15 protein-coding genes are annotated in these 18,159 nt (G+C 54.8%); 8 read left to right on the forward strand and 7 right to left on the reverse strand.

The features are described from left to right. The first annotated feature begins 143 nt into the window (after nt 1–143). A complete protein-coding gene (gene csiE / locus E6P06_RS21055; protein WP_003037652.1) occupies nt 144–1,421 on the forward strand; it encodes a stationary phase inducible protein CsiE in 1,278 nt (425 codons plus the stop codon). Here the strand turns inward: csiE and E6P06_RS21060 are convergent. From E6P06_RS21060 to E6P06_RS21075, 4 genes are all read right to left on the reverse strand, one after another. Continuing rightward, nucleotides 1,416–2,564: a 3-phenylpropionate MFS transporter gene (locus tag E6P06_RS21060; protein WP_003037650.1), complete on the reverse strand. Its 1,149-nt coding sequence runs from the start codon at nt 2,562–2,564 to the stop codon at nt 1,416–1,418. The genes csiE and E6P06_RS21060 overlap by 6 nt on opposite strands. A gap of 88 nt (nt 2,565–2,652) precedes the next feature. Continuing rightward, nucleotides 2,653–3,495, reverse strand: a complete 843-nt coding sequence (locus E6P06_RS21065) for an aldose 1-epimerase (RefSeq protein WP_057101991.1) — start codon at nt 3,493–3,495, stop codon at nt 2,653–2,655. Next, nucleotides 3,495–4,934: a sugar porter family MFS transporter gene (locus E6P06_RS21070; RefSeq protein WP_003838420.1), complete on the reverse strand. Its 1,440-nt coding sequence runs from the start codon at nt 4,932–4,934 to the stop codon at nt 3,495–3,497. The genes E6P06_RS21065 and E6P06_RS21070 overlap by 1 nt, the downstream gene beginning before the upstream one ends. Nucleotides 4,935–5,007: 73 nt before the next feature. Then, complete coding sequence (locus tag E6P06_RS21075; protein ID WP_139935685.1) at nt 5,008–8,274, reverse strand: DUF5107 domain-containing protein; 3,267 nt, start codon at nt 8,272–8,274, stop codon at nt 5,008–5,010. A gap of 114 nt (nt 8,275–8,388) precedes the next feature. On the opposite strand from E6P06_RS21075, the gene E6P06_RS21080 reads away from it, so the two are divergent. Next, complete coding sequence (locus E6P06_RS21080) at nt 8,389–9,582, forward strand: ROK family transcriptional regulator (protein ID WP_044701981.1); 1,194 nt, start codon at nt 8,389–8,391, stop codon at nt 9,580–9,582. Between the two features lie 3 nt (nt 9,583–9,585). Here the strand turns inward: E6P06_RS21080 and hcaR are convergent, their stop codons facing one another. Next, a complete protein-coding gene (gene hcaR / locus E6P06_RS21085; protein ID WP_003838415.1) occupies nt 9,586–10,479 on the reverse strand; it encodes a DNA-binding transcriptional regulator HcaR in 894 nt (297 codons plus the stop codon). A gap of 135 nt (nt 10,480–10,614) precedes the next feature. On the opposite strand from hcaR, the gene hcaE reads away from it, so the two are divergent. Genes hcaE through hcaD form a run of 5 tightly spaced genes read left to right on the forward strand, consistent with a single transcriptional unit; the run spans nt 10,615 to nt 14,832 of the window. Then, entirely contained in the window at nt 10,615–11,976 is a 1,362-nt protein-coding gene (gene hcaE, locus E6P06_RS21090; RefSeq protein WP_003847087.1) for a 3-phenylpropionate/cinnamic acid dioxygenase subunit alpha, read from the forward strand. Then, nucleotides 11,973–12,491, forward strand: coding sequence for a 3-phenylpropionate/cinnamic acid dioxygenase subunit beta (hcaF, locus tag E6P06_RS21095; RefSeq protein ID WP_003847085.1), 519 nt, complete (start codon nt 11,973–11,975; stop codon nt 12,489–12,491). The genes hcaE and hcaF overlap by 4 nt, the downstream gene beginning before the upstream one ends. Continuing rightward, entirely contained in the window at nt 12,491–12,811 is a 321-nt protein-coding gene (gene hcaC / locus E6P06_RS21100; protein ID WP_003838408.1) for a 3-phenylpropionate/cinnamic acid dioxygenase ferredoxin subunit, read from the forward strand. The genes hcaF and hcaC overlap by 1 nt, the downstream gene beginning before the upstream one ends. Further along, nucleotides 12,808–13,620, forward strand: a complete 813-nt coding sequence (gene hcaB / locus E6P06_RS21105; RefSeq protein WP_003838406.1) for a 3-phenylpropionate-dihydrodiol/cinnamic acid-dihydrodiol dehydrogenase — start codon at nt 12,808–12,810, stop codon at nt 13,618–13,620. Before hcaC ends, hcaB begins: the two co-directional genes overlap by 4 nt. 9 nt (nt 13,621–13,629) lie before the next feature. Further along, the gene (gene hcaD / locus E6P06_RS21110; RefSeq protein WP_139935686.1) at nt 13,630–14,832 is read left to right on the forward strand and encodes a phenylpropionate dioxygenase ferredoxin reductase subunit; all 1,203 of its coding nucleotides are present in this window, start codon (nt 13,630–13,632) and stop codon (nt 14,830–14,832) included. A gap of 92 nt (nt 14,833–14,924) precedes the next feature. Here hcaD and glyA read toward each other — a convergent pair whose 3' ends face one another. After that, nucleotides 14,925–16,178 (reverse strand): serine hydroxymethyltransferase, encoded by a 1,254-nt coding sequence (gene glyA / locus E6P06_RS21115; protein ID WP_003037627.1) that lies wholly within the window; start codon nt 16,176–16,178, stop codon nt 14,925–14,927. 326 nt (nt 16,179–16,504) lie between these two features. On the opposite strand from glyA, the gene hmpA reads away from it, so the two are divergent. After that, the gene (hmpA, locus tag E6P06_RS21120) at nt 16,505–17,695 is read left to right on the forward strand and encodes an NO-inducible flavohemoprotein (protein ID WP_003037624.1); all 1,191 of its coding nucleotides are present in this window, start codon (nt 16,505–16,507) and stop codon (nt 17,693–17,695) included. A 101-nt stretch (nt 17,696–17,796) separates the two neighbouring features. Here the strand turns inward: hmpA and glnB are convergent, their stop codons facing one another. Then, nucleotides 17,797–18,135 carry a nitrogen regulatory protein P-II gene (gene glnB, locus E6P06_RS21125; RefSeq protein WP_002914032.1) on the reverse strand — a complete coding sequence of 113 codons (339 nt, stop codon included), beginning with the start codon at nt 18,133–18,135 and terminating at the stop codon, nt 17,797–17,799. Nucleotides 18,136–18,159 lie beyond the last annotated feature (24 nt).

The following is an 18,159-nucleotide window of genomic DNA, read 5'->3' on the forward strand; positions in this document are numbered from 1 at the left end:
TGCGTTCCACTCCCGCTATCTGTTCCGCACGTTAAAAATTCTGTGACGCTCTCCAGCATTCCTGGTGGAAAGCATTCCATTCCTCAAATCTATGAGCAAACTTTAGCTATTCTTATCAAACATACTTACGGGAGACCCTACAGATGATGTCAACGCTTGCTCCGCCATCTGTACTTTCCGCTCCCCAGCGCCGTTGCCAGGTTCTGCTGACGCTTTTCCTGCCAGGGCAAATCGCGACTACACAAACCTTCAGCAGCCTCAATGGTGTCGATGATGCCACGGTTCAGGAAGATATTATTGGCGCAGGGCTCGAAATCCAGCGCTATCACCGGCTCACGATAGCCACCGCGCAGAATGGTGGCTATGCGATCGAAGGAACCCCGCTAAATCAGCGTCTGTGTCTGTTGCAGTGGCTGCGCCGTGGCCTGCGGATTTGCCCTACTTTTATCGCTCAGCATTTCACGCCCACTTTAAAAATTGCTCTTAAACAACAAGGTATCGCACGTACGCTGTATGACGACACCAATCTGCATGCGCTCATCAATCTGTGCTCCCGGCGCTTACAGAAGCCGTTTGAGTGTCGTGACATCCAGTTCCTGCGCTTGTATTTACAATATTGTCTGCTACAGCACCACGCGGGGATCACCCCGGAGTTTAATCCACTCCAGCAACGGTGGGCACAATCCTGCGCTGAGTATCCGCTCGCCGAGGAAATTGGCCGCCACTGGCAGCGCCACGTCATGCAAAGTGCGCCGCTGGGCGAATCGCTGTTTATGGCGTTGTTATTCTCAATGATCCGCATCCCCGACCCGATCCGCGATAATCACCAGCAGGATCGCCGCCTGCGCCTTGCTATTGCGCGGCTGGTGTTGCGTTTTCGCGAGTATGGCAACGTGCGCTTCAGCGACGAGCAAGGGCTGAATGACCAGTTGTATATCCACCTGGCCCAGGCACTGAACCGCAGCGTGTTTGCCATCGGCATTGATAACACACTACCGGAGGAGTTCAGCCGACTTTATCCCCGGCTGGTTCGAACTACCCGCGAGGCGATTCACGGCTTTGAAGCGGAATACGATGTCCAGTTTTCAGAAGAAGAGATCGGCCTGGTCGCCGTTATTTTCGGCGCCTGGCTGATGCAGGAGAAGGATTTGCACGAAAAGCAGATTATCCTGCTGACCGGTAGTAACGAACAACTTGAAGCGCATATAGAGCAACAGCTGCGCGAACTGACGCTGCTGCCGCTCAACGTAAAGCATATGCCGATGCAGGACTTTCAAAAAGAGGGAGCGCCGCGTGGCGTAACGCTGATTATTACACCGTACACCACGCCGCTACCGCTGTTTTCTCCCCCGCTGATTCATGCGGATCTGGCGCTTACGTCTCACCAGCAGCAGCAGATCCGCAAAATCCTTGAATCATAACGTCGCAGGCTGCGCCACCACTTTCGGGCGCAGAACAATTGCCGGGAGCGCCACCAGCGCCATCACCCAGAATACGCCGCTGCCCAGGTTCTGGTACAGATAGCCGGCGAAAACGGTCATGATGGCGATACTGCCGCCCATCGCCACCGCAGAATATACCGCCTGGAGACGAATCACTTCACTGCCCTGTCGCGCAGCAATGTAACGCATCGCCGCCAGGTGGCAGACGGTAAACGTTCCGCAATGCAGGATTTGCACCACAATCAGCCATGGCAGCTCTGTGCTCCAGCCCATCAGCCCCCAACGCGCCACGCCGCAAACGGCGGAAAGCAGCAGAAGATCGCGAGCGCTAAAGCGGCGGAACAGCTTGTGGCTGAGCGCAAAAATAATCACTTCCGCCACCACGCCTAATGACCATAAATAGCCCACCGCCGAAGCGGAATACCCGGCAGACTGCCAGTAAATGGCGCTGAAACCGTAATAAGCTGCATGTGCGCCCTGCAGCAGACTCACGCAGGCCAGAAAACGCCAGCTTTGGGTTATTAGCGCGCGCCAGGCGGGCCATCCTGCGCTCTCCTGCTGACGGTTTTCACCCGCTGGTTGCACGCTCGGGCGAATCATCATGCCCAGCAGCATTGAGGCGGCGCCAAGCGATAACAGGACCAGGATCACCCGATAGTCGAACAGGCTCACCAGTTTGCCGGTCAACGCAGAGCCGATCACAAAGGCCACGGATCCCCACAGTCGCACCCGACCGTAATCCATGGTTATCTGTTTTTGCCAGGTGTTGGCCAGTGCGTCGGTCAGCGGCACCAGCGGCGAGAAAAACAGGTTAAAGCCGACCATCACCACCATCAGCCACGCCACGTTGGTCCCCGCCCAGAAGGCCAGCGCAAACACCAACGTCAATAAGGCCAGAATACGTAACGCTGAGATCAGCCGAGAGGGATCGCTCACACGCGGTGCAATCAGCAAGCTACCGAGAAAACGGGCAATCAGCCCCGCGCCCAGCAGTAAACCGATGGTTTCCGGCGTCAGCCCTAACCCTTCGAGCCAGACGCTCCAGAAAGGCAGAAAGATACCATAGCTAAAGAAGTAGGTGAAATAACCGAGCGCCAGCCAGCGCGTGGAATGCAAAGCCATGAATCCCTCCCGTTTGGAGGCGATAGTCTGGCGACAAACGCAGGCTGGCGCAAGAGAGCATTAACAGGCAGATAACATGATTTTTGCCCTATTCGACGCTAATTTGCATCGCAAAATGGCAGCGTTCTCCCTGCGCTAAAACCTGCAATCCCGGCTGCCCCTGCATGTTGTGGGCATTCACCGGATGCGTTTGCGGCTCCAGGCACAGGAACTCCTCACCCGACATTCTGAACAGCATCAACCACGGAGTTTGCGCTAAAATCGTGACTTTCATCACATCTCGCTGAATAACAGCCCGCCCGCTCCAGCCAGAATATCCGACATTCAGCCAGCTATCCTCACCGTATTGCGCATGCTTGAAATCCGCCACTGCAGGGATATCGCGTTGCCATTCCAGCGGCAGATGCTGTTCCCCCTCCGGCCAGTAACCGCCGGCGGTGAACTGCGCCGTGCTGCGCTTATCAAAGGCGAAAAATGGATGGAACCCACAGCCGTAAATCATTGGCTGCTCACCGCAATGGGTGAGCGTCAACGAGGCGTGCAGGCTTGAGGTTTCCAGTTGATAACAAAGCCGCGCCGTATAGTCGTAGCCGCAGGGGTGCCAACTGCGCAACTGCAGCAAACAGCCGCTTTGGGTAGCGGTAATAATCTGCCAGCGTTGCAGCCAGCCGTCACCGTGCAGGAAGAAAGTGTCGTCTGCGCCATGCTGAGGTAAAACCACCTCTTCACCGCGCAGCATAAAACGATTTCCCGCCACCCGATTCGCGACCGGCAGCATCGGGAACAGGCCGCAATCACCAGGCCGCTGACCATGACCTTCGCGTAAAATGGCCTGTTGATGTTGTAACGAAACCAGGCTTAATAGAGAACCGCCCTGCGGATCGACGCACATCCGCAGATGTGCGTTTTGTAGCGTCAGCAGACCATCCATTAGCGGGCGCTTCGCGGTTGGGTTGATGCACCAACTTTTGTATGCTGCGCCGCCAGCTGTTCTTCCAGCGCTTCCAGCGTCACGCCTTTGGTTTCCGGTACATTACGCAGAACATAGATGAAGCCCATCGCGCAAATCACACCGTACAGCAGGAAGCTTCCCGACGCGCCCAGACTCGCATTGAGCAGCGGGAAGGTATAGGTCAGCAGGAAACAAGCAATCCACAGCGCCAGCGTCCCCAGCGACATTGCCAGCCCGCGCACGCGGTTGGGAAAAATTTCTGATAGCAGCACCCAGGTCACCGGCGCCAGCGTCAGAGCATAAATCGCGATTGCCGCCAGCACCAGAACCAGAACCGGCCAGCCCATAATGCCCAACCCGTACGCCCCGGCAATCAGTACGTAGATAACCGTCAATCCTGACGCGCCGAACAGCATCAGTTTACGACGGCCAATTTTGTCCACTAACGGCAGAGCGGCAAGGGTAAAGACCAAATTGATGATCCCTGTCGCCACGATCGATTTTAACGTACCGTTGATGTCGAATCCGGCAGAGGCGAAGATCTCCTGCGCATAGTTGAAAATAACGTTGATCCCACACCACTGCTGGAACACTGCCAGCACCATGCCAATAATCACGATCGGTTTGATCTGCGGTTGTAACAGCGTTGACCACGCGACCTTGTGATTATCTTTTTGCAGCGTATGTTCAATCTCTTTCAGCGTTTGCCCGGCATATTCCGCCGAACCAATGCGCTGCAGCATGGCACGCGCACGATCGGCTTTGCCCGCTTTCACCAGCCAGCGCGGCGATTCAGGTACAAAGAACATCAGCACCAGGAAAATTACCGCAGGCACTAATTCAGCACCAAACATCCAGCGCCAGCCTGTCTGACCGTTCCAGCTTTCAACAATTGCCTGCTGCGTAGCGCCTGTGGCAACAGGTTCGGCAATCATCAGGTTGATAAGCTGCGCCGCCAGCACGCCAATGACGATGGTGAGCTGGTTAACGGCAACAAAGCGACCTCGCTTTTCAGCGGGGCTGACCTCGGCGATATACAGCGGACTTAGCGCAGACGCCAGACCAATCCCCACGCCGCCCACAATGCGATAGACAATAAACATGTCGAAATTGCTGGCGACGGCAGTTCCCCAGGCAGAAGCGCTAAACAGGATAGCTGAGAGAATCAGCGGCATTTTTCGGCCAAATTTATCGGCGCACCAGCCGGAAATCAGTGCGCCAAAGATACAACCAACCAGCGCGGAACTCATCGCCCAGCCGGATTGCGCCGGATCGGTAATCGAGAAATATGCTTCATAGAAGGGTTTTGCCCCGCCGATCACCACCCAGTCATAGCCAAACAGTAAACCTCCGCAGGCCGCAACCAGGCAGATAGTCCAGACATAACCAATCTTTAAATGTGTCTGCGCGTTATTCATTATGATTCCTCTTTCAGGGAAACGCAGGGTACAGTAGTTTTCGGGTGAGGTTATCCCCCACCCGTTTCGGGTATTACTGGAAAAGCCTTACGTTAATGGCGTGACGCAGCAGTAATGCCTTGTCATGTGCCGGATTGAGTTGCAGGAGTTCATCAAGTTCACGCTGACAGGCGGCGCTATTTCCTAGCCCCAGATGCCCGAGCGCATTGATAAACAGGCAGTGTTGCTGGTGTTTTGCTTGTGCTGAGGTATCCAGCACCACCAGGTCGGGTAGCGATACGGCAAAGAAATCGACATCCGGCACGTTGTCGTGATGCGACTCAACCCATTGCAGGAAGCTATTGAACAGAGCGTCCGCCTCTGCATCATCGCCAAGTTTTCTCTGCGCCATACCCTGCCAGAAGAGATAGTCCACTGGCTGGTCGTTATAGTAACGTCCGGCATCCAGTGAGCTTCCGCCGCGCGTCGCACGGGAGAAGTAGCGCTGAGATTCTTCGAAATGGCCTTGCAGCTGCGCGCAATACCCCAGCAAATACCAGATGTCGTTATCCGTTTGCCCTGGCAAACGGCCTTCTCCGAGGTTTTGCGGATAGTGCAGCGCCTGTTGCAGTTGCGTAATAGCAGTTTGCGGGTCGCCGGACTGCACGGCAGCCAGCGCACGATGTAATTGATTAAGCAGATATTGCCCGGTGGCTTTACCTTCACCGCCTTCCCACGGATGGAACACCCGCTCACGTAATACTGCGGTGGCATCGTCATAGCGCCCCAACCCATTCCACAAGCTGAGCAGTTCCACCGTCAGATCATCACGCTGGAAGACAATCTCTTTGCTGGCTTCCAGCCGCTGCAGACGCTGTTCAGCCGGTTGTGCCATCAGCTTGTTGAGATAGTCGAGTTCAAACAGGAAGCGGGCATTTTGCGGCTCTAGCGCCACGGCTTGCGACAGATACTGTTTCGCCTGCTGCGCATCGTGCAGTTTGTTCCAGGCGTAAATCCCCAGTAAACGATGCGCCGGAGCGAAATCCGCTTCCTGCGCAAGCGTGAACTGCCAGCAGGAAACCGCCTCGGCATAACGCCGTTTGCTGTACCAGAAACAGCCGAGTAAATAGCGGGCAAAAGCGCATTGCTCAAGAGTTTGCAGCATCTGCACTTCATCCAGCGTATTGGGGAAACGCACGCGGTTTTGCAGACACTCACGAGCACGTTCAATGAAGGATTGTGGATTATCGCTCAGCGAGGCGCGCCACAGCATCGGCAGCGTTTCCTGGCTGTCAAGCAGTTCCAGCACGCCACGGGCAGCATCCTTTTGCCCCAAAGAAGTCAGCCAGCCTGCCAGTTCACACGCGTTGGTCCCGCGACGCCCGGTAATCGAGATCAGCGCAAGCGCTGTCGCTTCGTCCTGGCAGATTGCCCAGCGTGCATAATGCAGGGTATAGCTCAGCGGATAATCCACCAGCTGTTGGCGAATGTAGTCCAGCGCTTGCGCATTGCGATCAAGCTTTGCCAGCGCCAGCGCTTTCAGCCCCATCGCCAGGTTATTACTACCGTTAAAGCGCAGGCTCTGCTCCACCTTTTCCAATGCGCCAGCGTAGTCCTGACGCTTCATCGCCAGACGCGCTAACGACCAGAAAGCCGCATCCCGGCAGTTGCCGCTCCAGCTGGCCTTATAATAATTATCCCACGCGCTGTCATCATCGCCCTGACGTTCCTGTGCGGCGGCCAGCAGCATACTCGCCTCGCCATCACGCGGATTTTTATTGAGCTTATGCGCCCGCTCCAGCGCCTTGCCGGCACATTGTGCCGCCAGCGCCCAGTCCGCGCGGTTTAGCGCCAGCGTCCCCAGGGCCACATTATTGCGGTAGTCCAGCGGATCAACGTCCAGCGCGCGGCGATAATAATCTTCGGCATAGCGGCTGGCATGGTTGTACTGCTCCAGATGCTGACCAATAAAATAGAGTTCATCGGTATTAGAAAGCGCTTCTGGCAGCGCTGGCGCGACGGCCGCCGATGGCAGTGGTAACTCTTGCTCGATGTGCTCTTCGTACTGCAAAAGCGTAATGCCATCGGCGCCAGTGACAGTCATCGTTACCCGCGCATGGTTATCGTCAGACACATCAGCCAGCCAGCTTTGTCCGGGCTCCAGGGTCAGCGTATGCTCATAGAACGGTTGTCCATCGGCAGAAAGCGTAATCTGCACGTCGTGCAGCGGCGCAATGGCATAAACGCCCACAGAAAGCTGGTTACTCTCACGTACCAGACGAAGCGCCAACTGCGTACTGGCGTTTTGCACCATGCCCAGTTCGCTGTAGGGCAGGAAGTTTTGTACGAAGACTTTCTCTTCGTACGGCGCAAGCCAGGTGAAATCCGGCTGGTTGTCAGTAAAGACCCCGGTCATCAGTTCAATATAAGGACCGTTGTCATCGGTAAGGTTACGATCCCAGGCAACGCCAAAGTCGCCATAGCCCCAGGTCCACTGTTTTTTCCCTGGCGAAACGTGGTGGTCAGCCACATGTAGCAGCCCGCCTCGCTCACCGTGATGCCATGCGCCAACAAAATCATAATCTGATTTTTCAGCCATGTAGGAGGTCGGTACCGGCACGTTTTTGTAGCGCGAGATATCCACGCCAGCCGAGTAGTCCACTTTATAGTATGTGCCGGTGGCGATAGGAAACGCAGAAACATCACGCTTACCGTGGTCAAATACTGCGGTCACATCCGGCGGAAACACGCTCTGGTGATCGTCGCCGCCCTTCACCGCTGGATTCGCCCACCATAAAAAATGGCGCGGCGTAGCGTTACCGTTAAACACCTTCCCGGTTATCTCGATCAGGGCGCGATCCGGATACAGCGTAAATCCGGTCATCACCTGTAAACCGCGCATAGGTTCTACCTCACCCATCCATACGGTATATTCGCCATGCTCACCCTGCTGCTGCGTAAAATCGACTGGCATAAAAGTGGTTGGGCGATGATGCTGCGGCCAGTTAAATTCAATGCCACCAGAGATCCACGGCCCAAGCAAACCAACCAGAGCGGGCTTCACCACTTCGTTGTAGTAGACAAAATCGCGCTGCTGAACTTTGTCATACGCTCGATGAATACGCCCGCCTAACTCCGGCAACAGCATGACGCGAATGAAGTCATTCTCCATCCACACCGCCTGATAGTCGCGCATTTCACGTTTGCCAGTCAGCGTATCAATCACGCCATACGGATACACCGCGCCAGAAGATCCCTGGTAAACCCGCTTTTCCAGAAACATTGGGTTGGCATCTTCTTCACCCGCCGTCCACGTTGGGAGGGTTATCGTTTCTTGCCAGACTTTAACTGAACCGTACATGCCGCTCTCCACTCAATAAGCAAAAGTAAAAATTCAACTTGATGCTATTCTGCGGCAGTTAAGTGGCGCTAAAATGCGCAACGCTCACGCAATATAGTTAAGGGAGTTAAGTGAATGCAGCGTTCGGGGTTCAACAACGCCAGGGTTCGTCAGGCGAATAAGCAGATCTTTTTGTCGCACCTGTGGCGGGAAAAGCAGCTCAGCAAGTCACAGCTGGCGCAGCTCACCGGCCTGTCGATCCCGGCGGTCAGCAATATCCTCGAAGAGCTGATGGATGAGGGGAGAATCAGTCATTCGCGAAAAACCTTAAGCCAGCGCGGTTTGAGCAGCGGCAGCTATCATTTGCCAGAAAAAGGCGCATGGACGCTATGTATCAACGTCACCCCTACCAGTATCACCAGCCAACTGGCGGACGCACGGCTGGTTGCCATCGGCGACTGGCGTCATGAGGTCATTAAGCCGGAAACCCCCAAAGCGCTGCTGTCAGCCCTGGCTGCACACTGGCGGGAATACCGTCGACAATTTCCCGAGGTCACGATTAATCTGGCGCTCGGCGTTCACGGCCAGGTTGATCCGATCACCGGCGCATCAAAAACCATGCCCCAGGCCCCGTGGAAAACACCGGTAGAAATAAAATATCTGCTGGAAGAGATGCTCGGCGTACAGGTCCGCCTGGACAATGACTGCGTGATGCTGGCGCTGGCCGAAAAATGGCAAAACCCAGCGGCTAACGGTGATTTTTGCGTGATTAACGTTGATTACGGTATCGGCTCATCGTTTGTGATTAACGACAATATCTGGCGCGGTAGTCTGTATGGCAGCGGCCAGATTGGACACACCATCGTTCATCCCGATGGAATTGCCTGTGACTGCGGTCGCTATGGCTGTCTGGAAACGGTGGCGTCATTGAGCGCGTTAAAAAAACAGGCCCGCGTGTGGATGAAATCGCAGCCGACGTCCCTTTACGATCCGGAAACGCTCACCACCGACCAGCTTATTACTGCCTGGCAGAACGGTGATGTTCGTATTCAGGCCTGGGCCGAGCATGCAGCCAACGCCATTGGGCTTAGTTTATATAACTTTCTGAATATACTGAATATTAATCAGATATGGTTGTACGGTCGTAGCTGTGCTTTTGGCGATAGCTGGCTCAATACCTTGGTGCAGCAAACCGGGTTTAACCCGTTTGATCACGGTGATAACCCGCGCGCCAGAGCGACTCAGATAAGCTTCGGCCAGCTCAATCGTGCCCAGCAACTCATGGGAATTGGCTATCTGTATGTCGAGTCACAGCTCAGCGAGTTGTAACCATTACATCGTCAGACTCACGGCCAAACGTTCATGTACCGTGGCGATAAAATCGGTCAGTGCCGGTTTGAGCGATCCTTTTTTCCACGCCATCAGCAACGCGATGGTTGGGACATCACCAATAATTGGCCGAAAAACCACCTGTCCGGTATTAAAATTATTCATATAACCGGGTATCAAAGTCACCCCCAACCCCATGCCGACCAGGTTCATGGTCACCAGAATGTTGGTTGCCACTTGCACAATGTTAGGCTGGCTTTTTTGCTGCTGAAACCAGTTTTTGACAATCATCGCTAACGCGCCGGAATAGGCCGGATCGGTGCTGACAAAATTCACGCCGTGTAGTTGTTCTGCGGAGATTGCCTGCTCATCAGCTAACGGATGATTCACCGGTAACACAACTACCAACGGCTCATGAATCAGCTCCAGATAGTCCAGATCCGGGCTGTACACCGGATGGCGCATTAAGCCAACGTCCAGCTCTCCGCTGAGGATCTTCTCTTCCTGCTCGGTGGTGATCAGACTCACCAGTTCAATGTGCGTATCCGGTTGCTTCAAACGAAACAAAGGCAGCACCTTCGGCAACAGATTGACCTCTGCAGAAGGGACAAAGCCAATGGAGAAATGATTATCTTCCTGCACCGTTCTACGGGCACGAACTTTGGCGTTTTCCGCCTGTTCGAGGATCGCCAGCGCATCCTGTAAAAAGCACTCACCGGCCGCCGTCAGCGCAACTTTTCGTTTATCCCGCACCAGCAACGGAACGCCCACGCAGGTTTCAAGATCGCGGATCTGGCTGCTTAATGACGGCTGAGAGGTATGCAGCTTTTCTGCCGCTCGGGTGAAATTCAGCGCCTGCGCCACTGCTACGAAATAGCGTAAGTGCCTCAGTTCCATGCCCTTCTCCTTGTTATCGAAAAAATGTCTCAACTGGTAGAAATTTACTATTTCACAGATTGATAACTAACCAGCAACATCCTTAGGGTACAAAAAAAGAAGGTCAATACATCTTAGCTTTCAGGATTAAAAAATATGACCACACCCTCAAATTTAGACATCTACCAACTGATCGACACGCAAAACGGTCGCGTAACCCCACGAATTTATACCGACCCTGAAATTTACCAACTGGAGCTGGAACGCATCTTCGGACGCTGCTGGCTATTTCTCGCCCACGAAAGCCAAATCCCTAAACCCGGTGATTTTTTTAACACCTACATGGGCGAGGATGCGGTGGTGGTGGTTCGCCAGAAAGACGGCAGCATCAAAGCGTTTCTCAACCAGTGTCGCCACCGTGCGATGCGCGTCAGCTACGCCGACTGCGGCAATACCCGCGCCTTCACCTGCCCGTATCACGGCTGGTCTTACGGTATTAACGGCGAGCTGATCGACGTCCCGCTGGAGCCGCGCGCTTATCCGCAAGGTTTATGCAAATCGCACTGGGGGCTGAACGAAGTGCCTGGCGTAGAGAGCTACAAGGGACTGATTTTCGGTAACTGGGATACCTCCGCGCCTGCGCTTGGCGATTATCTCGGCGACATCGCCTGGTATCTCGACGGCGTACTCGATCGTCGTGAAGGCGGCACCGAAATCGTCGGTGGCGTCCAGAAGTGGACCATCGATTGTAACTGGAAATTCCCCGCCGAACAGTTTGCCAGCGACCAGTATCACGCGCTGTTCAGCCATGCCTCTGCGGTGCAGGTGCTGGGGGCGAAAGACGACGGTAGCGATAAGCGCCTCGGCGATGGTCAGACCGCCCGCCCGGTGTGGGAAACCGCCAAAGACGCGCTACAGTTCGGTCAGGATGGGCACGGCAGCGGATTTTTCTTTACTGAGAATCCTGATGCCAACGTCTGGGTCGATGGTGAGGTCTCCAGCTACTACCGCGACACCTACGCGGAAGCCGAACAACGCTTGGGCAAGGTTCGCGCCCTGCGTCTGGCCGGTCACAACAACATTTTCCCCACGCTTTCCTGGCTCAACGGTACCGCCACGCTGCGCGTCTGGCACCCGCGTGGGCCGGATCAGGTTGAGGTGTGGGCGTTCTGTATTACCGACAAAGCCGCCTCTGATGAAGTGAAAGCCGCGTTTGAAAACAGCGCCACGCGGGCTTTTGGCCCCGCCGGGTTCCTGGAGCAGGACGACTCGGAAAACTGGTGTGAAATTCAAAAACTGCTGAAAGGTCATCGCGCACGCAACACGAAATTGTGTCTGGAAATGGGGCTTGGCCAGGAGAAACGTCGTGAAGACGGCATTCCGGGGATCACCAACTACATCTTTTCTGAAACCGCCGCGCGTGGCATGTACCAACGCTGGGCCGATTTGCTCAGCAGCGAAAGCTGGCAGGAAGTGCACGAGAAAACCGCCGCCTACCAGCAGGAGGTGATGAAATGAGCACTTTAGTTTCTCTCGAACTGCATCATCGCATCAGCCAGTTTCTGTATGAAGAAGCGCGTATGCTCGACGACTGGCAGTTTCGCGACTGGCTGGCGCAGCTGGATGACGACATTCGCTACACCATGCGTACCACGGTCAACGCCCAGACGCGCGACCGCCGCAAAGGCGTGCAGCCGCCGACCACCTGGATTTTCAACGACAACAAAGACCAGCTTGAGCGCCGCATCGCGCGGCTGGAAACCGGCATGGCCTGGGCGGAAGAACCGCCGTCGCGTACCCGTCATCTGATTAGTAACTTACAAATCAGCGAAACCGACGTGCCCGACGTGTTCGCCGTGCGCCTCAACTATCTGCTGTATCGCGCGCAAAAAGAGCGCGATGAAACCTTTTACGTCGGCACGCGCGTGGACAAAGTCCGTCATTTGCCCGGCGATGAGTGGCGCTTACTGGCGCGGGAGATCGTGCTGGATCAAGCGGTGATCACCTCCCATAACCTGAGTGTACTGTTCTGATGAGCCGTGTATTTGCCTGCCCTGTAGGGGATTTGCCGGAGGGTGAAGCGCTCCGGCTTGATACCTCGCCCGTCATCGCGCTGTTCAATGTTGGCGGCGAGTTCTATGCCATTAACGATCGCTGTAGCCACGGTAACGCCTCGATGTCGGAAGGTTATCTGGAAGAAGACGCTACGGTGGAATGCCCACTGCATGCCGCCAGCTTCTGCCTGAAAACCGGCAAGGCGTTGTGTTTACCCGCCACCGATCCGCTAACCACCTACGCAGTATATGTGGACGGTAGCGATGTGTTTGTTGATATTCCGGAGGACGCCAGATGAGCGATTTACGCGATAACGTGGTCTTTATCACTGGCGGCGGCTCCGGCCTTGGCCTGGCGCTGGTCGAGCGTTTCATCGAAGAAGGTGCGCAGGTCGCCACGCTGGAACTGTCGCCAGCTAAAGTTGCCAGTCTGCGTCAGCGCTTTGGCGAACATGTACTGGCAATCGAAGGCAACGTCACCTGCTACGCCGACTATCAGCGCGCGGTGGATCAAATCCTCACAGCGTTTGGCAAGCTGGACTGTTTTATCGGTAATGCGGGCATATGGGATCACAACGCCTCGCTGGTCAATACGCCTGCAGACGTACTGGAGAGCGGCTTTCATGAGCTGTTTAACGTCAACGTGCTGGGTTATCTGCTGGGGGCGAAAGCCTGTGCCCCCGCACTTATCGCCAGCGAAGGCAGCATCATCTTTACCTTGTCCAATGCGTCATGGTATCCCGGCGGCGGCGGCCCTCTGTATACCGCCTCTAAACATGCGGCTACCGGGCTGATTCGCCAGTTGGCCTACGAGCTGGCGCCAAAGGTACGTGTTAACGGTGTCGGTCCGTGCGGTATGGCGACAGATCTACGCGGCCCGCAAGCGTTGGGACAAAACGATACATCGATTATGCAGTCGCTGACGCCAGAAAAAATCGCCGCTATTTTGCCGCTACAGTTTTTCCCTGAGCCTGCGGATTTTACCGGTCCGTATGTGATGCTGGCGTCAAAACGCAACAACCGCACATTAAGTGGCGTAATGATCAATGCCGACGCCGGTCTGGGTATTCGCGGTATTCGTCACGTTGCCGCCGGACTGGATCTCTGAGGAGGCGTTATGAACCAAAAAACTATCGCTATCGTCGGCGGCGGCCAGGCTGCTGCTATGGCTGCTGCCGCACTGCGCCAGCAGGGATTTAACGGCGAATTACACCTGTTTTCCGATGAGCAGCATCTGCCCTATGAACGTCCACCGCTCTCCAAAGCGATGCTGCTGGACGACAATCCGCAACTTCAGCCGATACTCCCCGCTGACTGGTGGCGGGAACACAACGTACAGCTGCATCTGGGTGTTACTGTACAGACGCTCGGCCGCCAAACGCATCAGTTGGTGCTGGCTGATGGGCAGAGTTATCCGTGGGATCGGCTACTGATTGCGACGGGCGCTGCGGCACGCCCCCTTCCGCTGTTAGATAAGCTGGGCGATCGATGCTTTACTCTGCGTCATGCCGCTGATGCCGAGCGCCTGCGCGACACTTTGTTGCCGGGTAAGTCGATTGTCATTGTCGGTGCGGGCACCATTGGTCTGGAACTGGCGGCCAGCGCGACTCAACGAGGCTGTCAGGTGACAGTGGTGGAGCTGGCACCAACGGTCATGGGCCGTAACGCGCCTGCTCCGGTGCGCGACTACCTGCTTGCCCGCCACCAGCAGGCGGGCGTGCGGGTGTTACTCAACAGCGCCATTGAACACGCCGAAGCGAGAGAGTGTCTCTCGCTCACCCTGCAAAACGGCGAGACGCTGCTGGCCGATGCGATGGTTTACGGCATCGGTATCGTGGCCAATGATGCGCTGGCCCGCGAAGCGGGGCTGGAGACGGCGAACGGCATTATCGTTGATAGCGCCTGCACCACCTCCGATCCGGACATTTTCGCCGCCGGTGACGTAGCGCTCACTCGCCAACCGGACGGTTCACTGCGCCGGGTAGAAAGCTGGGAAAATGCTAACTTCCAGGCGCAGATTGCTGCCGCCGCAATGCTAAATCTGCCGTTGCCGGAGAAGACACCTGGCTGGTTCTGGACCGACCAATTTAATGACAACCTACAATTTGTTGGCGAAATGCAGGGAGAAAGCTGGTTCATACGCGGCAATTCAGATGCGCATAAAGCAATATGGTTTAACCTTCAGGATGGCGTGATTGTCGGCGCAGTAACGTTGAATCAGGGCCGAGAAATACGTTTATTGAGAAAATGGATTCAGGCAAAGAAAAAGCCACCAATGGCGGCTTTAGTCGATGAAACAATCTTGCTTAAGTCAATATAACTGCCGGATGGCACTTCTTTTATCCGGCCTACATGTGAGTTACCTGTAGGCCGGATAAGGTGTTTACACCGCCATCCAGCAATCAGTATGGCTTACGCGTAAACCGGGAAGCGTGCGCAGATATCCAGAACTTTACCTTTGACGCGCTCGATTACGGCTTCGTCATTGATGTTGTCCAGCACGTCACACATCCAGCCAGCCAGCTCTTTCGCTTCCGCTTCCTTGAAGCCACGGCGAGTGATTGCCGGAGAACCGATACGGATACCGGAAGTCACAAACGGGCTCTTCGGATCGTTCGGTACGCTGTTTTTGTTAACGGTGATGTTAGCACGGCCCAGCGCGGCATCAGCTTCTTTACCGGTCAGGTTTTTATCAACCAGATCCAGCAGGAACAGGTGGTTTTCAGTACCGCCAGAAACCACTTTGTAGCCACGGTTCAGGAACACTTCCACCATCGCTTTGGCGTTTTTAGCAACCTGCTGCTGGTAAACCTTGAACTCAGGCTCCATCGCTTCTTTCAGCGCCACGGCTTTCGCTGCGATCACGTGCATCAGCGGGCCGCCCTGCGCGCTTGGGAACACAGCAGAGTTCAGTTTTTTGTACAGCTCTTCGTCACCGCCTTTCGCCAGGATCAGGCCACCGCGTGGACCCGCCAGGGTTTTGTGGGTGGTGGTGGTCACAACGTGTGCATGTGGAACCGGGTTCGGATAAACACCAGCGGCAATCAGACCCGCAACGTGCGCCATATCGACGAACAGGTATGCACCGATGCTGTCAGCGATTTCACGCATTTTTGCCCAGTCAACAACGCCGGAGTAAGCAGAGAAGCCACCGATGATCATCTTCGGTTTGTGCTCTTTGGCCTGCTTCGCCATGTCTTCGTAGTCAATTTTGCCGGACTCATCAATACCGTAAGGGATGATGTTGTACAGTTTGCCGGAGAAGTTAACCGGGGAGCCGTGAGTCAGGTGGCCGCCTTGTGCCAGGTTCATACCCAGAACGGTATCGCCCGGTTGCAGCAGAGCGGTGTAAACAGCGAAGTTAGCCTGAGAACCAGAGTGCGGCTGTACGTTAGCGTAGTCAGCGCCAAACAGCTCTTTTGCACGATCGATAGCCAGTTGCTCAACGATATCAACGTACTCGCAACCGCCGTAGTAGCGCTTGCCCGGATAACCTTCAGCATATTTGTTGGTCAGCTGAGAACCCTGTGCCTGCATAACACGCGGGCTGGTGTAGTTTTCGGAGGCGATCAGTTCGATGTGCTCTTCCTGACGTACTTTTTCCTGCTCCATAGCCTGCCACAGTTCGGCATCATAATCGGCAATGTTCATTTCACGCTTTAACATCCGCATCTCCTGACTCAGCTAACAATAGAATTTCGGCCTAAAAAGGCAGTCCCGTTGGACGACGGCCAACAGTATAACCGAATCATTCTTCGATAACAGGTCTTGACAAAGGATTTTACGCAAACGATTACCTTCACGGCACGCAAGGCTTTGGAGAACAAAGGTCTGCTGAATTTCAACGGATTTCTTTTCAGGTTTGTGATGCAGATTTTTCACGATGTAACCTTTACAACGCAAAGTTACAAAGAACCATTTACAATGCAGGGGTATTTTTTATAAGATGTATTTGACATACATCATTAAAGTCTCAGATAAAGGAAGACCGTATGCTTGACGCACAAACCATCGCTACAGTGAAAGCCACCATTCCCCTGCTGGTTGAAACAGGTCCGAAGCTGACCGCCCATTTCTACGATCGCATGTTTACGCATAACCCAGAGCTGAAAGAAATTTTCAACATGAGTAACCAGCGTAATGGCGATCAGCGCGAGGCGCTGTTTAACGCGATTGCCGCGTATGCCAGCAATATCGAAAACCTGGCGGCGCTGTTGCCAGCGGTTGAGAAAATCGCGCAAAAGCATACCAGTTTCCAGATTAAACCAGAGCAGTACAACATCGTGGGTGGTCATTTGCTGGCAACGCTGGACGAGATGTTCAGCCCAGGCCAGGAAGTTCTGGATGCGTGGGGTAAAGCGTATGGCGTACTGGCGAACGTTTTCATCAACCGTGAAGCGCAAATCTACAGCGAAAATGCCAATAAAAATGGCGGCTGGGAAGGTACCCGTCCTTTCCGCATCGTGGCAAAAACCCCACGCAGTGCACTGATCACCAGCTTTGAGTTTGAACCTGTCGATGGTGGCGCAGTAGCTGAATATCATCCGGGACAATACCTGGGCGTCTGGTTAAAGCCGGAAGGTTTCCCGCATCAGGAAATTCGTCAGTACTCACTGACCCGTAAACCTGATGGCAAAGGCTATCGTATTGCCGTTAAGCGTGAAGACGGTGGTCAGGTTTCCACCTGGCTGCACAACCATGCGAATGTTGGCGACGTTGTTCACCTGGCCGCACCTGCGGGCGATTTCTTTATGGACGTCGCGACCGACACCCCGGTATCTCTGATCTCCGCGGGCGTGGGACAAACCCCAATGCTGGCGATGCTGGACACGTTGGCGAAAGCGAAGCATACGGCGCAGGTTAACTGGTTCCACGCGGCAGAAAATGGCGATGTACATGCCTTCGCTGATGAAGTAAATGAACTCGGCAAAACGCTGCCACGCTTTAGTGCACACACCTGGTATCGTGAGCCAACCGAAGCCGATCGCGCGAAAGGTGCGTTTGATAGCGTAGGTCTGATGGATTTGAACAAACTGGAAAGCGCAATCAGCGATCCGGCGATGCAGTTTTATCTGTGCGGTCCGGTTGGTTTCATGCAGTTCGCCGCGAAGCAGCTGGTCGGCCTGGGCGTGAAAAACGAGAACATTCATTACGAATGCTTCGGTCCGCATAAAGTCTTGTAATGTATTATGCGAGTAGGCCGGATAAGGCGCTTACGCCGCCATCCGGCAATCACTCGGCCTGATGCGCTACGCTTATCAGGCCGACAAATTAACGGCGCGGCTTAGATTGCCGCGTCGTCTTCTTCACCGGTACGAATACGAATAACGCGAGCCACGTCGAAGACAAAAATCTTACCATCGCCGATCTTGCCGGTCTGGGCAGTACGGATAATGGTGTCGACGCAGGTATCGACGATGTCGTCGGTAACCACAATTTCAATTTTTACCTTCGGCAGAAAATCCACCATATATTCCGCGCCACGGTACAGCTCGGTATGGCCTTTCTGACGGCCAAAGCCTTTCACTTCCGTTACCGTCATCCCGGTGATACCGACTTCTGCCAGCGCTTCGCGGACGTCGTCCAGCTTGAAGGGTTTAATAATCGCATCAATCTTTTTCATGCTATTCCTTGAAAAGGTCGCCTG

This window comes from Citrobacter sp. CF971 (assembly GCF_006385635.1).
GTDB lineage: Bacteria > Pseudomonadota > Gammaproteobacteria > Enterobacterales > Enterobacteriaceae > Citrobacter > Citrobacter freundii.

Excerpts from the sequence above, each read along its gene's own strand:
- csiE (WP_003037652.1), top strand. The coding sequence starts at position 144 with ATGATGTCAACGCTTGCTCCGCCATCTGTACTTTCCGCTCCCCAGCGC.
- E6P06_RS21060 (WP_003037650.1), bottom strand. The coding sequence starts at position 2,564 with ATGGCTTTGCATTCCACGCGCTGGCTGGCGCTCGGTTATTTCACCTAC.
- E6P06_RS21065 (WP_057101991.1), bottom strand. The coding sequence starts at position 3,495 with ATGGATGGTCTGCTGACGCTACAAAACGCACATCTGCGGATGTGCGTC.
- E6P06_RS21070 (WP_003838420.1), bottom strand. The coding sequence starts at position 4,934 with ATGAATAACGCGCAGACACATTTAAAGATTGGTTATGTCTGGACTATC.
- E6P06_RS21075 (WP_139935685.1), bottom strand. The coding sequence starts at position 8,274 with ATGTACGGTTCAGTTAAAGTCTGGCAAGAAACGATAACCCTCCCAACG.
- E6P06_RS21080 (WP_044701981.1), top strand. The coding sequence starts at position 8,389 with ATGCAGCGTTCGGGGTTCAACAACGCCAGGGTTCGTCAGGCGAATAAG.
- hcaR (WP_003838415.1), bottom strand. The coding sequence starts at position 10,479 with ATGGAACTGAGGCACTTACGCTATTTCGTAGCAGTGGCGCAGGCGCTG.
- hcaE (WP_003847087.1), top strand. The coding sequence starts at position 10,615 with ATGACCACACCCTCAAATTTAGACATCTACCAACTGATCGACACGCAA.
- hcaF (WP_003847085.1), top strand. The coding sequence starts at position 11,973 with ATGAGCACTTTAGTTTCTCTCGAACTGCATCATCGCATCAGCCAGTTT.
- hcaC (WP_003838408.1), top strand. The coding sequence starts at position 12,491 with ATGAGCCGTGTATTTGCCTGCCCTGTAGGGGATTTGCCGGAGGGTGAA.
- hcaB (WP_003838406.1), top strand. The coding sequence starts at position 12,808 with ATGAGCGATTTACGCGATAACGTGGTCTTTATCACTGGCGGCGGCTCC.
- hcaD (WP_139935686.1), top strand. The coding sequence starts at position 13,630 with ATGAACCAAAAAACTATCGCTATCGTCGGCGGCGGCCAGGCTGCTGCT.
- glyA (WP_003037627.1), bottom strand. The coding sequence starts at position 16,178 with ATGTTAAAGCGTGAAATGAACATTGCCGATTATGATGCCGAACTGTGG.
- hmpA (WP_003037624.1), top strand. The coding sequence starts at position 16,505 with ATGCTTGACGCACAAACCATCGCTACAGTGAAAGCCACCATTCCCCTG.
- glnB (WP_002914032.1), bottom strand. The coding sequence starts at position 18,135 with ATGAAAAAGATTGATGCGATTATTAAACCCTTCAAGCTGGACGACGTC.